The following is a 13,368-nucleotide window of genomic DNA, read 5'->3' as shown; positions in this document are numbered from 1 at the left end:
GGTTCTTCCGCCCGTCGCGCGTCTGGCCTCGGATGACGGCAGTCGGAATCCCGTCCCGTAACCCGCGTGCCGTGCCGCGGTGTCTCCACGTTCCTGTCCATCACGAACGAGGAGTCACGCCTATGTCTTCGTCCATTGTGTGCTCGGACCTCAGTTTCGCCTGGCCGGACGGCGAGGTCGTCTTCGACCGGTTCACCCTGGCGATCAGCGAGGGCCGCACCGGGCTCATCGGGCTCAACGGTTCCGGGAAATCCACCCTGCTGCGGCTGGTCTCCGGCGAACTGCGGCCGGCCGCGGGCTCGATCAGCGTGTCCGGCGAACTCGGCTACCTGCCGCAAAACCTGATCCTCGCCTCCGAACGCCGCGTCGACGAGGTGCTCGGCCTGGCGGAGGTCCGGGCCGCGCTCGCCGCGCTCGAACGCGGGGAAGCCGACGAGCGCCATTTCGCGACCGTCGGCGATCAGTGGGACGTCGAGGAACGCACCCGCGCGACGCTTGCTCAGCTCGGCCTCGCGCACGTCGCCCTCGACGCACGGGCGGGGCAACTGTCCGGCGGTGAGCTGATTCTGCTCGGTCTCGCCGCGCAGTTCCTGCGGCAGCCGGATGTGCTCGTGCTCGACGAACCGACCAACAACCTGGACCTGCGGGCCCGGCGGCTGGTCGGCGAGGCGGTCCGGGCCTGGAAAGGCGTGCTGGTACTGGTATCTCACGATCGCGAGTTGCTGCGGCACGTCGACCGGATCGGCGAGCTGCGTTCCGGGGAGGTGACCTTCTACGGCGGGAACCTGGAAGATTACGAGGCGGCGGTGGCCGTCGAACAGGAGGCGGCTTCGCGGACGATGCGTGCCGCGGAGTCGGATCTCAAACGGCAGAAGCGGGAGCTGATCGAGGCGCGGACGAAGCTGGACCGGCGGGCTCGGTACGGCCGGAAGCAGTGGGAGAACAAGCGCGAGCCCAAGGTCCGGATGCGCAAACGCCAGGAGGACGCGGAAATCGCCGCGGGCAAACACCGCACGATGCATCTCGGCAAGGTGGCGGAGGCCAAGGACCGGCTGAAGGAGGCCGAGGACGCGGTCCGCGCCGACGACGAGATCCGGATCGACTTGCCGGAAACCACGGTGCCGTCCGGAAAAGAAGTGCTCACGCTGTCCGATGTGGAGCTTCGGAACGGTCTCGCGGTGAATCTCGCACTGCGCGGGCCGGAGCGCGTCGCGTTGGTCGGGCCGAACGGTTCCGGCAAAACCACGCTGCTGCAAACGATCACCGGAGCGATCGAGCCGCGATCCGGGACAATCAAAGTCCCGGTGCCGGTGCGCTGGCTGCCGCAACGGCTCGACCTTCTCGACGACGCGCTGTCCGCCGCGCAGAACGTGGCCCGGGCAGCTCCGTCCGCGTCGAACAACGAGATCCGCGCTCAACTCGCGCGGTTCCTGTTGCGTGGCAGCCGGGTGGACCAGGCGGCCGGAAGCCTTTCCGGGGGTGAGCGTTTCCGGGCGACGCTCGCGACGTTGCTGCTGGCGGAACCAGCGCCGCAACTGCTGTTGCTGGACGAACCCACCAACAACCTGGACCTGGCCAGTGTTCGGCAACTGTCGAAGGCGCTGAAGTCCTACTCCGGGGCCCTTGTCGTGGTGAGTCACGATATCCCGTTCCTGCGGACACTAGGGCCGACGAGGTGGGTGCATTTGGGGTCCACAGTGGAGGAAACGGCGGTCAGCGGATCGCGGTGAGGAGCGTGACCGCTCCCGCCGCGATCAGCGCCGCGGCGAACCCCGTCCCGCCGCCGAGATTGGCGATCGTGCTGAACACGGCGACCCCGCCGCCCGCACCGATGGCGAACCCCACCTCCTGAGTCGCCCCGGCCGCTCCGGCGTGCTCGGCGGTCGCGGCCTCGAACAGCGCGGTGGTCGCCAAAGTGCCGATCGCGCCGTATCCGAATCCGACCAACGCAACCGGAAGCACCGTGTGAGTCAACGGAATCGCCGCTAGACCAGCAGCTTGAATCACCAACGCAATGGACGTCGACGTCCGGCTGCGCAGCCAGTTCACGCTGAACGGTGCGACCAACCCGCCCACCGCCGTGGCCACAGCTTGCGGAGCCAGCGCGAAACCCGCCTCGATGGGAGTACGCCCTTGCGCGTGCTGAAGTTCGAGGCTGACGAGATAGAGACAGGCGGCGGCTGTCGCGGCGGAAACGACGATCCGCGCGAACGCCGACGCGAACCCCGGCCGCAGAAACAGCCGTACCTGCAACAGCGGTTCCCGGAGCCGAAGCTGCCGGCGTACGAACACAATCCCCGCAACGACGCCCGCCGCAGTGCACAACAATCCGCGCAACGGTGCGACGGTGATTTCCTGCAGCCCGTACACAATCCCGCCGATCGCCGCCACCGACCACAGCAGGCTCGGGATCTCCCATCCGGCAACCGCCTGCCCGACCGATTCGGGCAGCAACCACACCGCCAGCGCGATCGTGAGCACCGCGAGCGGCACCAGCGCGAGGAAAACCCAGCGCCAGCCCGGGCCTTCCGTCAGCAGCCCGCCGACGACCGGCCCGAGCGCGTTCCCCGCTCCCAGCGTCGTGACCCACATCCCGTTGGCGAACGCGAGAGCGCGCCCGGAGAAGAGCGATCCGATCGTGCCGACGACTCCGGCCAGAATCAGCGCGCTGGCGACTCCGAGCAACCCCCGGCACACAATGAGCAACGCTGCGCTGGTGGCGGCCGCGGCCACCGCGTTAAACACAGCCAACGCGCTCACCCCAAGCAACAGCACGCGTTTCCGCCCGTACCGGTCGCCCGCGCGCGCCGCCCCGACCATCGCCACCGCCAGCGCGAGCGGGTACACGTCGACGATCCACGCACGCGCCGGGGCGGACACCTGCAGTTCGGAAGCGATCCGCGGCAGCGCGGTGTTGACCATGCCAAGGGCGAGACTTCCGCCGAGCACGCCAGCCAGCAAAGGAATCAGAACGAGCCCGCGCCGCGGCTCCACCCGGGTCAACGCCATGCGACGATCCTGTCCGGACACCCCCTTGGCCGACAAGTACGGACTTCGCCGTCCAGTACTAACCGAATGGATAGTGAGGAGGCCGGATGCGTCCGCAAACGGAGAAGGCCGTGCGAGCGTGGCGAACGACCTGCGCCGCCGAGATCACGACGATGGTGCTCGGCGGCGCGTGGAAGCCGAGCATCCTGCACGCACTGTCCGACCACGGAGTGCTCCGCTTCGGCGAACTCTCGCGCCTGCTCTCAGATCTCACCGACCGCGTCCTGACCCGCCAACTACGCGAACTGGAAGCCGACGGCCTGCTGCGGCGCGTGGTGTACCCGCAGGTGCCGCCGAAGGTCGAATACAGCCTGACGGAGCTGGGCGAGAATGCGCAGGAGGTACTGAACGCGATGGCGGCGTGGGGCCGGTCCTACGCCGCGAAGCACGACTCTGGCCGGTGATTCGCCGGCCTTTCCGGCAGCGGATTCTCCGTATGATCAAGGTCATGAGCGAGCGTGACGAACTGCCGAGCAACTGGGGTCGCTGGGGCGCCGACGACGAACGCGGCACCCTGAACCTGATCACCGACCAGGTCCGCGAACGAGGCGGGCGCGAAGCGCGCACCGGCCGCTCGGTCTCCCTCGCGGTGCCGATCCGGCCCGCACCAGTGCTGAGCGGTCCCTTCCCGCCTCGGACCGCCGAAGAGTCGCCGGTGCAGCAGCTCATGCTGTACACCGGAAGCCCCGCGCTCGCGCACGCGGACGTCATGACGGTGACGAATCACCACACCCTGTCCACGCACCTGGACGCGCTGGCGCACATCCCGCAGGACGGACAGGTGTACCCGGGCCGCTCGGCGAACGAGAGCGTCACGATGGGCGGCGTCGTGCACGGGTCGACCTCGGCGTTCGCCGAAGGGATTGTGACCAGGGGAGTCCTGCTGGATCTCGGTGCCGACGGCCCGGTGCCCGCCGATCGCGCGATCACCGGGCGGGACCTCGATGCCGCGGAGGAACGCTTCGGAGTCCACGTCGAACCCGGCGACGCACTGGTCGCGCGGTTCGGCTGGGTGCGGACTCGCTACCGCGGAAACCCGATGCCCGGTATGAGCCTCGACGCGGTGTGGTGGATGCACGACCGTGGTGTGTCGCTGTATGCCGGAGACCTCTCGGACGCTTACCCGCCTTCGCGACCGTTCGCGATGCACGGGGTGGCCCTCCCGAGGTTGGGCATGCCGCTGATCGACGCCGTGGACGCCGACGAACTCGCCACGGTGTGTGCCGAGCTCGGCCGGTACAGCTTTCTCTTTGTCGCTGCACCGCCGCGGATCCTCGGGTTGACGGGGGTGCCAGTCAATCCGCTCGCGATCTTCTGAGCAGCTTTGGTCTTCTCTGTCGGGCCGTTTTTGGTGACTGCAAGGGCAGTCTCTTGTTCGCGGATGAGGGATTCCGAAGTGTCCGCCGATGAGGAATTGATGGTGACAAAGGGTGCGGGTGTCTCATTCGAGGAATCCGTAGCGTTCCGGACAGGCGAGACCGCCGCGCCAAGTGAAGGTCTGCTCAGTTTCGGTTCGTGCGCGGATGCCGGTCAAAACGATGGAGCAGAACGGCGCATCCCAACGTGATGGCTATCGGTACGGCGTAAATGGCGACCGGCAGAACTGTGTAGGCATCGAGCTGTCCGAGCACGCGCGCGACGACCGGCACCGCGATCAGCGGCGCGAGAAGGATCAACGCTGCACGACGGCCGCTTCGCGTGCTAACGCGGCAAGCGGCGAAGACGCCGACCGCGAGCACCATCAGCTGCACGAGCTGGGCAAGGGGAAGGTGCATGCCCCGAGCTGTCGTCGTGAGGGCGAGCAACATTGCGACAGTGCCAGTGAGGATGGTCAGGCACCGTCGGCCCAGCAGGGTCAAACCGTGGAGTGGGCCCGAAGACGTGGTCATCGCAGCTGCCGCGAAAACGCTGAGCAGTACCCAGCCCGCGGTCACGTCCATTGACCAATGCCGGGTGGGATCGAGAATGGTGGCAGTAAGCAAACCGGCGGTGGCCAACCAGGCGAGGCCACTGACGCCCGTCGCATACCGCACACGCCGAGCACAGCTGCGGCCCGCCAAACCGTCCACACTGGAATGTCAGAGAGCGCTCCCGCCTACACCCTCGCTGGCCAACCGTCCGGCCGGACCACACTGCGGATCTCGCGCACTGTCGAAGCGGCTGCGGTCAGCAGGACCACCGGTGCCAGCAGGCTGACTATCGCCAGGGTGTCCCGGCGGTCGTGGCCGCTCAGGGTGTGCCGCCAGTGCACTTGGACTGCTCCCCGCGTGAGGTCCAGCGTCTCCGTTATCCCTGGCTTGCTTCGGTTTCCGGCACAGTCGAGCAACACGCCCAGCATTTCTTCGCCGTGTACGGCCCGATGTGCGCGCGGGTACAAAGCCAGCAGCCGCCGGTAGCGCCGCTCGAGGCCGGTCATGCCAGTCTTTCCGCGCTGCGGAGCTGAAGCCGCCGTTCGGCGGCGGTGGTGTGGCGTTGCCGTCGCTGGACTTCGGCGGCCAGCCGCGCGGCTCCCGGTTCGGTCAGGCGGTAGTAGCGGCGCAGCCTGCTGTGCACGACTTCCTCGCGATCCACTTCCACCCAGCCTTCCGCGCTGAGCCGATCCAGCGCGGCGTACAACGTGCCGGCCCGCAGCGTGACCTGGCCGCCGGAGATCGTCTCGACGTCGCGCAGCACGCCGTAGCCGTGCTGCGGCTGGGCGGCCAGCGCGGTGAGGACCAGGAAGGTCGGCTCGCGCAGAGCACCGTCATTCATGACCGGAGCATATGCCGATGAGCTGTATATGGCGGCCAGATTGACGGCTTGACATTGCTAGTCATTTCAGTCCAGACTGAAATCACTGGCAAGAAGGGGAGAACGGCAATGAGCTTTGAACAGGTGAGGTTCACCAGTCTCGGCACCTCGTGCGCCGGGGATTTGTACCTGCCGGACGTCGAGGGCCCGGTTCCCGGTCTGGTGCTGGGGCACAGCGGGGTGATGGTCAAGGAGGCGCTGGCTGTGTTCGCGCCGTACTTCGTGCGCGCCGGGTTCGCCGTGCTGGCGATCGACTACCGCACGGTCGGCGGCAGCGAGGGGGAGCCGCGGTGCCAGGACTATCCGGAACGGCAGGCGGAGGATTTTCGCAGCGCGATCTCCTACCTGCAGCAGCGGCCGGAGGTTGATATGGCACGGATCGGGTTGTGGGGGGTCAGTATCGGCGGATCGGTCGCGGTGCAGGCGGCGGTGCTGGACCGGCGCGCGAAGTGTGTCGTGGTGCAGAGCCCCAGCGTGTGGAACGGGTGGCGATACCTGGAACGGCTGGCCGGCTGGGCCGGGGTGCGCGCGGTGCGCGATCAGCTCGACGAGGACTGGCAGCGTCGCTACGAGGGCGAGGCCAGCGCGAGGGTCCCGCATTTGAGGCTGGGGGACAGCGTTCAGGACGCTCCGGACGTCGCCGCGGAGATGTTTCCCTCCTACCGCAACGAAAAAACGCTCGACTCGACCGAGCATATGCTCACCTTCGCGCCGGAGCAGCTCATCCACCGGCTGGCCCCGACGCCGCTGCTGATGATCGCCAACGGCGGCTGGGATCCCTACCACGTGCTGGAGGAGGCGCAGAGCGCGTTCGCCAAGGCAGGTGAGCCGAAACGGTTTGAGGTGCTGCCGTATGACGTGCTCGGCCTCTACACCGGACCCGGTCTCGAAGAGGCGATGGCGCTGGCCGTGGACTGGTTCGACCAGCACCTGCGCAAGGCCCCGCAGCCCGGCGTCACCCCGGTGCCTTCCCGCGTGACAGGGGCCGTCATGACAGAGTGACGGATCTGAAGAGCTGGCCGAGGAGGGCGCGCGATGTCCAATCAGGACAAGCAGGGCGAGATGCTGCAGTGGGTCGAGCGGGTGGCGACGTTCTGCGTCGAGGAATGGGCGCTCCCGCCGATCACCGGGCGCATCCTCGGCCTGCTGATGATCTGCGACCCGCCCGAGCAGTCCGCGGGCCAGATCGCCGACACGATCCAGGCCAGCCGCGCCTCGCTGACGTCGAACATGCGCTTCCTCACCACTATCGGGCTCATCCGCAAGGTCCGCGTCCCCGGCGACCGCACCACGTACTACCGCATCGAAGACGATGCCTGGAACAAGGTCGTCCAGCGCAAGCTCGACAGCCTTGGCGCCTTCGGCGACATCGCCGACGAGGGCATGAAACTCGCCGGGGGCGGGCCGAACACCGAACGCATCCGCGCCGCGCAACGGTCCCTGACCTGGCTGCGCGACCTCGCGGCGCGCAATCCCCTGAAAACGTAAGGACTTCTCGTGCCACGCCTGCGTCTTGACCTGGACCCGCTCCGGGAGACCCTGCTGCTCACCCTCCACGCCAGGGCCCTGGATTCCCAGTCGCCGCGCCCGATCCTCGGCGACGTCCATTCGGCCCGCATCGCCGAGCAGATCGATTACGACTTCGCCCGGCTCAAGGTCAAACCCAGCCTCGTCTGCGGTACCGCCTTGCGTGCCAAGAAACTCGACGAAGCGGTCCGGGCGTTCGTCGCCGCCCACCCCGACGCGGTCGTGCTCGACCTCGGGTGCGGCCTCGATTCGCGGGCGCTCCGCTGCGACCCGCCCGGCGGCGTCGACTGGTACGGCATCGACTTCCCCGATGTCGTCGCCCTGCGATCCCAATTCCTTCCGGAGAGATCTCAGTGCGTGGGTGCTGATCTGACCACTTCCGGCTGGCTCGACGCGCTGCCCCGCGACCGGCCGGCGATGATCGTCGCCGAGGGCGTGCTGCCGTTCCTGCCCGGTGACGCGTTCCAGCGGATGGCTCGGCAGCTGACCGCGCATTTCGAGACCGGGGAGCTCGCGCTCAACGGCTATACCCGGTTCGCCGCCTGGTCGATGAAGTACCACCCGACGATCAAGGCCATCGGGATCACGGCCGCGCAGGGGTTCGACGACGCGCACGAGCCGGAGCGCTGGCAGGCCGGTCTGACCCTGGTCGACGAGCAGCTGCTGACCCGTGTTCCGGAGGTCCGCGATTTCCCGCAGCCGCTGCGTGCGGTGACCCGGTTGATGGGGTGCAGCACTGTGTTGTCCCGTCAGGGGACGCGGGTGCTTCGGTACCGCTTCTAGGCGTTCGGGCCGCAACTGCGTCTTTCTTGAAAGGATCACGAGCCGTCACAACGCTGACGGCATGCAGTGGCCCCTTGCTCTGATCGCCCTCGCGCTGACCGGGCTCTACCTGGCCTGGCGAACCGGCCGCTCCGGGCAGGCCCCGCCCGGCCAGGGGGAGTGGGTCTCCAGGACGAACAGTGTTCGGCGGACGAACACTCCGAGATAAGGTGCACTGGTGGATCCGAAAGAACGCCGCGCGGCCCGGCACCAGTCACCGAACTCCGGAACCAGCCCCAAACCGCGGCGGCGCACGGTGCCGATCACGGTCGAGCAGGTGGTCGACACCGCGTTGGAGATCATCGCCGCCGAGGGGTACGAGGCGCTGTCCATGCGCCGCGTGGCCGACGCGCTGAACACGGGTCCCGCTTCGCTCTACGCGCACGTGGTCAACAAAACCGATCTCGACGAGCTGCTCATCGCGCGGCTGAGCGCGAAAATCGTCCTGCCGAAGCCGGATGCCGCGAACTGGCGCGAGCAGATCCGCGACGTGTGCGCCCAGCTGCGCGACCTGTACCTGGCCTACCCGGGAATCTCCGGCGCGGCCTTCGCGGTGGCCCCCACCGACCTCGACACCGCGCGGCTCAACGAGGGGATGCTGGCGATCCTGCTGAACGGCGGCGTCACTGCGCAGGCCGCCGCTTGGGGTGTTGACGCGCTGCTGCTCTACGTGGCCGCTTACTGCCTGGAGGCGTCGATCGTGCGGCGGCGGGTCGAGGAGCAGGACGCCGTGTGGGTCGTCGGGCGGGAAGAGATGCGGCGTCGGCTCGCTTCGTTGCCTGCGGAGGAATTTCCTTGCACCGCAAGCCATGCTGTCGAACTTACCGCCGGTGAGGGGCATGACCGGTTCGACTTCTCTGTGGCTTTGATGATCGACGGTCTGGCGCGTCGGTAGGCGAGCGGCCCGGCCGTTGGCGCGAAGCTGGCCGGTGGTGAGGAGTTCCCTCGTCCGGATGCTCGACCACTTCGCGCGCCCGTCGGTGATCAGCCGCGGGCGGCGACCCCGGTTCTGCCCCATCCGCTGGCAGATGCTCAGCAGCGGATAAAAGACCAGTTCAGACCCCCTTTTCCCAGCGGTCCGCCCGCTGGAAATCGCGTCCTCTCCACCCGGGAGGCGGTTTCGTGCGCGTTGACAGGAACACCGTTCGTTGATAGAACAGTGTTCGTGGACAACCTGACAGACCAGCGGCCAGCCGGATCGGCGGGCACCCCGACCCCGGCCCGGCGGCCCGTGGCGAAGACCTCCCACGGCCGGGTCCGCGGCACGACCGACGGTGCTCTCGCGGTCTTTCGCGGCATCCCGTTCGCCGCTCCGCCGGTGGGCGACCTGCGCTTCGCTGCGCCCCAGCCGCCTCGTGCGTGGGAGGACGTCCTCGACGCCGAGACATTCGGCCCGATCCCGGCCCAGGCGGAAGTGCCTTCGTCTGCCGTGGCGCCGCCGCTGAGTCCGGCCGACGACGGGCGCGGCTGCCTCACCGTGAATGTCTGGACCACCGACCTGTTCGGCAGCCGTCCGGTGATGGTGTGGGTCTACGGCGGCGGCTACCTCGCCGGCAGCTCGGCCGAGGCCGTGTACGACGGGGCAGTCCTCGCCGAGGAGGGCGGCGTCGTGGTGGTGACGTTCAACTACCGCGTCGGGGTCGAGGGGTTCGGGCAGATCGCCGGGGCTCCCGCGAATCGCGGGCTGCTGGACCAGGTCGCGGCGCTCGAGTGGGTCCGGGACAACGCGGCCGCGTTCGGCGGCGACCCGGGTCAGGTCACGGTGTTCGGCCATTCCGCGGGCGGGGGCGCGGTCGCCGCGCTGCTCGCGATGCCGCGGGCGGTTGGGTTGTTCCACCGGGCGATCGCGCAGAGTGTGCCGGGAACCTTTGTCTCGCCGGAATTGGCGGCGGACGTCATGGCCGCGATCGCGGCGGGAGCCGGAGCCGAGGCCACGGTCGAGGGGCTCCGTGATATCTCACCGGTCGCTCTTGCCACGGCAGTGGGTGCGCTTGATATGCGCGAGTACGCCGATCGTTGGGGTGCCTTCGCGTACGGGGCGACGCCGTTCTCGCCGGTGGTCGACGGCGACGTTCTTCCTGCCACGCCTTGGCAAGCCCTCCGAGAAGGTGCTTCCGGGGACGTCGAGTTGATCGTCGGGCACACCCGTGACGAGTTCCGGAAAATGCTTGCTGGACGCGGGATGCTCGGGCTCGTCACGGAGGAAATGACGGCGGACGCACTCGTCGCATTAGCGCCGGACGGCTACCGCGCGGCTTTCCCGGAAGCGACATCCGAACAGCTCTACGAAACCCTCCATTCCGACTGGCTGTTCCGCATGCCCTCGGCAAACCTCGCGCGGGACCACGCCGGTCGCTCGTTCCTGTACGAGTTCGTCGTCGAAGCGCCCGGATCCGGCGGGGTGCTGGGAGCTTGCCACGGCGCCGACGTCGCGCTGACGTTCGGCAACCTGACCGGACCGCTGGTCGAGAAACTGCTTGGACCGCAACCGAATGCCGAACTCATCGCGCTCTCGGCGGCGATGCGAGCGGCCTGGACCGCCTTCGCGCGCGGCGAGGGTCCCGGGTGGGGCGAGTTCGACGGCGCGGGGACGACCTGGGTGATCGGCGCCGACCCGATCGTGCGGTCTTATCCGGAACAGCTGTCCGCGAACTTGTGGGCGGGGCACGATTTCCCGTGCCTGCCTCTTCGATCCTCGGCCTCGGGTCGAGAAGGGAGTACGTCATGAAATCGGTCCGGTTCAGCACCTTCGGCGGTCCGGAAGTCCTCGAGATCGCGGACGTCCCGGATCCGCACCCCGGCCCCGGCGAGGTCCGGATCTCCGTGCGCGCCGCGGGCGTCAACGCGAGCGACTGGAAGAACCGCCAGGGCCTGATGGACCAGGAACTCCCGCAGACCATGGGACACGAAGCGGCGGGCATCGTGGACGAACTCGGCGAGGGCGTCACGGATGTGGCGATCGGCGACCGCGTCTTCGGATTCTCCGCTTCCGGTGGCGCACAAGCGGAACTGACCGTCCTGTTCTGCTACGAGCAGATCCCGCCGTCGCTCGGTTTCGCCGAGGCAGCCGCATTGCCTGCCGCCGCCGAGACAGCCGCGCGTGCGCTCGACCAGCTCGGCGTCGAGGGCGGCACCACGGTGCTCGTCAACGGGGCTTCCGGCAGTGTCGGCAGTGCGGCGGTTCAGCTCGCCGTGGCCCGGGGTGCCCGCGTGATCGGCACGGGAAGCCCTGCCACGCATGACTTTCTGCTCTCGCTCGGTGCTGAACCCGTTGCCTACGGCCCTGGTATGTCAGACCGGGTCCGCGCGCTCGCGCCCGCCGGGGTCGACCTGGCGCTGGACGTCGCCGGAAGCGGGGTCCTCCCCGAGCTGATCCAGCTCGCGGGCGGCCCGGAGCACGTCATCACCATCACCGACTTCGCCGGTGCTCAGCAGTACGGCGTGCGGTTCAGCCGCGGCGACGGCGGACACGCGCTCTATGTGATATCTCAGCTCGGCGAGCTGATCGAAGCCGGAAAGTTCACCCTGCCCGTCGGGCAGACGTTCCCGCTGACCGAGGTCGCGGAAGCGCACCGGGTCGGCGAATCGGGCCGTGTGCGCGGAAAGCTCGTGCTGCTGCCCGGCTGACGGGCCCCTCACTCAAGCGAAAGAACCTCATGAATTCTGACCTCTCGCCGGCTGGGACCACCCAGCCGGCTCCCCGGAGCGCGCCCGGAAACGCCGTGCACCACAAGCATCGCTGGCTGGCGCTCGTCGTGCTGAGCCTCGCCCAGCTGATGGACATCCTCGACTCCACCATCGTCAACATCGCCCTCCCGAGCGCGCAGCACGACCTCGGATTCCCCGCCGACTACCGGCAATGGGTGCTGACCGGCTACGCGCTCGCCTTCGGCAGCCTCCTGCTCCTCGGCGGCCGGCTCTCTGACTACTTTGGACGGAAGCGGCTGTTCCTCGTCGGCGTCGGCGGATTCGCACTCGCCTCCGCGGTCGGCGGCGCGGCCGGGAACTTCGCGACCCTGCTGGCCGCGCGAATCGGCCAGGGCGCGTTCGCCGCGATGCTCGCGCCGGCCGCGTTGTCGTTGCTGTCCATCACTTTCGCCGACGACGCGAAGGAACGCGGCCGCGCGTTCGGGATCTTCGGCGCGATCTCCGGCGCGGGCGGAGCGGTGGGATTGCTGCTCGGCGGAGTCCTCACGCAGGGCCTGTCGTGGCGGTGGTGCCTCTACGTCAACCTGATCATCGCGGCGGTCGCGTTCGTCGGCGGGCTGGTTCTCCTGCACGACGGCGATCGGCCGCAGCGGGTCCGGCTCGACGTCGCGGGCACGGCCGCCGTCGTGCTCGGCCTGATCGGGATCGTCTTCGGCCTCGGCACCGCGGAACGGAACGGCTGGCACGACATCCGGACGCTCGGGCCGGTGCTCGCGGGCGTCGCGCTCATCGCCGCCTTCGTGGTCGTCGAACGCCGCACCGCCCATCCGCTGCTGCCGCTGCGGGTGCTCCTGGACCGGGTCCGGGGAGCGGCGTATCTGACCCTGGGGATCAGCGGGACCGGGATGTTCGCGGTGTTCCTGTTCCTCACCTTCTACCTCGCGAACACACTGGGGTTCAGTCCGGTGCAGACCGGCGTGGCGTTCCTTCCGATGATCGGCCTGGTCATGGCGGGTGCCGTGTTCTCCGGCGCGGTGCTCCTGCCTCGCCGGGGGCCTCGACCGATCGTCACCCTGGGATGTCTCCTCGCCGCGGCCGGCATGGTCGTCCTCACCGGAATCGGCGCCGATTCGAGCTACGCGGCGAACATCTTGCCTGCCCTGCTCGTCACCGGCTTGGGATTCGGGTGCATCTTCGGCTCGGTGCAGAACGCCGCGACCAGCGGTGTCCAGCCCAGTGATGCCGGGGTGGCGTCCGCGCTGGTGACGACCGCCCAGCAGATCGGCGGCTCCATCGGCACCGCGGTGTTCAGTTCGCTCACGACGTCCGCGGTCGCCGGATACCTCGCCGCGCACCCGGCGACCGCGACACTCCCGGAGACCGTCGCCGCAGCGACCTTCGCCGGGTACCACCTGGTCTTCTGGATCGCGGCGGCGGTTTTCCTCAGCAGCGCGGTGCTGGCCGCGCTGATGTTCCGAAGCGGTCCCTTGCCCCTGTCCGAGCACGACACAGCAGCTGCCTGAGATACGAACG

The 13,368-nt window shown here is 68.6% G+C and carries 14 protein-coding genes; 10 read left to right on the top strand and 4 right to left on the bottom strand.

What is annotated here, in order from left to right; translation table 11 throughout:
- Positions 1-122 precede the first annotated feature (122 nt).
- A complete protein-coding gene (locus ACZ7SW_RS10080) occupies positions 123-1,730 on the top strand; it encodes an ABC-F family ATP-binding cassette domain-containing protein (RefSeq protein WP_470230054.1) in 1,608 nt (535 codons plus the stop codon).
- Here ACZ7SW_RS10080 and ACZ7SW_RS10075 read toward each other — a convergent pair.
- Positions 1,714-3,009, bottom strand: a complete 1,296-nt coding sequence (locus ACZ7SW_RS10075; RefSeq protein WP_470230053.1) for an MFS transporter — start codon at positions 3,007-3,009, stop codon at positions 1,714-1,716. The genes ACZ7SW_RS10080 and ACZ7SW_RS10075 overlap by 17 nt on opposite strands.
- Positions 3,010-3,095: 86 nt before the next feature.
- Here ACZ7SW_RS10075 and ACZ7SW_RS10070 point away from each other — a divergent pair, with 86 nt between their 5' ends.
- Positions 3,096-3,452 carry a winged helix-turn-helix transcriptional regulator gene (locus ACZ7SW_RS10070; RefSeq protein ID WP_470230052.1) on the top strand — a complete coding sequence of 119 codons (357 nt, stop codon included), beginning with the start codon at positions 3,096-3,098 and terminating at the stop codon, positions 3,450-3,452.
- Positions 3,453-3,496: 44 nt separating this feature from the next.
- Positions 3,497-4,366, top strand: a complete 870-nt coding sequence (locus ACZ7SW_RS10065) for a cyclase family protein (protein ID WP_470230051.1) — start codon at positions 3,497-3,499, stop codon at positions 4,364-4,366.
- A gap of 184 nt (positions 4,367-4,550) precedes the next feature.
- Here the strand turns inward: ACZ7SW_RS10065 and ACZ7SW_RS10060 are convergent, their stop codons facing one another.
- The 3 genes from ACZ7SW_RS10060 to ACZ7SW_RS10050 form a co-directional block, all read right to left on the bottom strand.
- On the bottom strand, positions 4,551-5,081 hold the full coding sequence (locus ACZ7SW_RS10060; protein WP_470230050.1) for a hypothetical protein: 531 nt from the start codon (positions 5,079-5,081) through the stop codon (positions 4,551-4,553).
- Positions 5,082-5,143: 62 nt separating this feature from the next.
- Positions 5,144-5,464, bottom strand: coding sequence for a hypothetical protein (locus ACZ7SW_RS10055; RefSeq protein WP_470230049.1), 321 nt, complete (start codon positions 5,462-5,464; stop codon positions 5,144-5,146).
- A complete protein-coding gene (locus tag ACZ7SW_RS10050; protein ID WP_470230048.1) occupies positions 5,461-5,799 on the bottom strand; it encodes a PadR family transcriptional regulator in 339 nt (112 codons plus the stop codon). The genes ACZ7SW_RS10055 and ACZ7SW_RS10050 overlap by 4 nt, the downstream gene beginning before the upstream one ends.
- 108 nt (positions 5,800-5,907) lie before the next feature.
- Here ACZ7SW_RS10050 and ACZ7SW_RS10045 point away from each other — a divergent pair, with 108 nt between their 5' ends.
- The 7 genes from ACZ7SW_RS10045 (at position 5,908) to ACZ7SW_RS10015 (ending at position 13,358) form a co-directional block, all read left to right on the top strand.
- Positions 5,908-6,840, top strand: a complete 933-nt coding sequence (locus ACZ7SW_RS10045) for an alpha/beta hydrolase (protein WP_470230047.1) — start codon at positions 5,908-5,910, stop codon at positions 6,838-6,840.
- A 33-nt stretch (positions 6,841-6,873) separates the two neighbouring features.
- Positions 6,874-7,326, top strand: a complete 453-nt coding sequence (locus ACZ7SW_RS10040) for a GbsR/MarR family transcriptional regulator (RefSeq protein ID WP_470230046.1) — start codon at positions 6,874-6,876, stop codon at positions 7,324-7,326.
- Between the two features lie 9 nt (positions 7,327-7,335).
- Complete coding sequence (locus tag ACZ7SW_RS10035) at positions 7,336-8,148, top strand: class I SAM-dependent methyltransferase (protein WP_470230045.1); 813 nt, start codon at positions 7,336-7,338, stop codon at positions 8,146-8,148.
- A gap of 217 nt (positions 8,149-8,365) precedes the next feature.
- Complete coding sequence (locus tag ACZ7SW_RS10030) at positions 8,366-9,082, top strand: TetR/AcrR family transcriptional regulator (protein WP_470230044.1); 717 nt, start codon at positions 8,366-8,368, stop codon at positions 9,080-9,082.
- A gap of 270 nt (positions 9,083-9,352) precedes the next feature.
- A complete protein-coding gene (locus tag ACZ7SW_RS10025) occupies positions 9,353-10,915 on the top strand; it encodes a carboxylesterase/lipase family protein (protein WP_470230043.1) in 1,563 nt (520 codons plus the stop codon).
- On the top strand, positions 10,912-11,814 hold the full coding sequence (locus ACZ7SW_RS10020) for an NADP-dependent oxidoreductase (RefSeq protein ID WP_470230042.1): 903 nt from the start codon (positions 10,912-10,914) through the stop codon (positions 11,812-11,814). Before ACZ7SW_RS10025 ends, ACZ7SW_RS10020 begins: the two co-directional genes overlap by 4 nt.
- A 29-nt stretch (positions 11,815-11,843) precedes the next feature.
- The gene (locus ACZ7SW_RS10015; RefSeq protein ID WP_470230041.1) at positions 11,844-13,358 is read left to right on the top strand and encodes a DHA2 family efflux MFS transporter permease subunit; all 1,515 of its coding nucleotides are present in this window, start codon (positions 11,844-11,846) and stop codon (positions 13,356-13,358) included.
- Positions 13,359-13,368 lie beyond the last annotated feature (10 nt).

This window comes from Amycolatopsis sp. NPDC114484, from assembly GCF_055633755.1.
The sequence above is the reverse complement of the archived record's forward strand: the minus strand, read 5'-3'. Positions and strand labels throughout refer to the sequence as shown.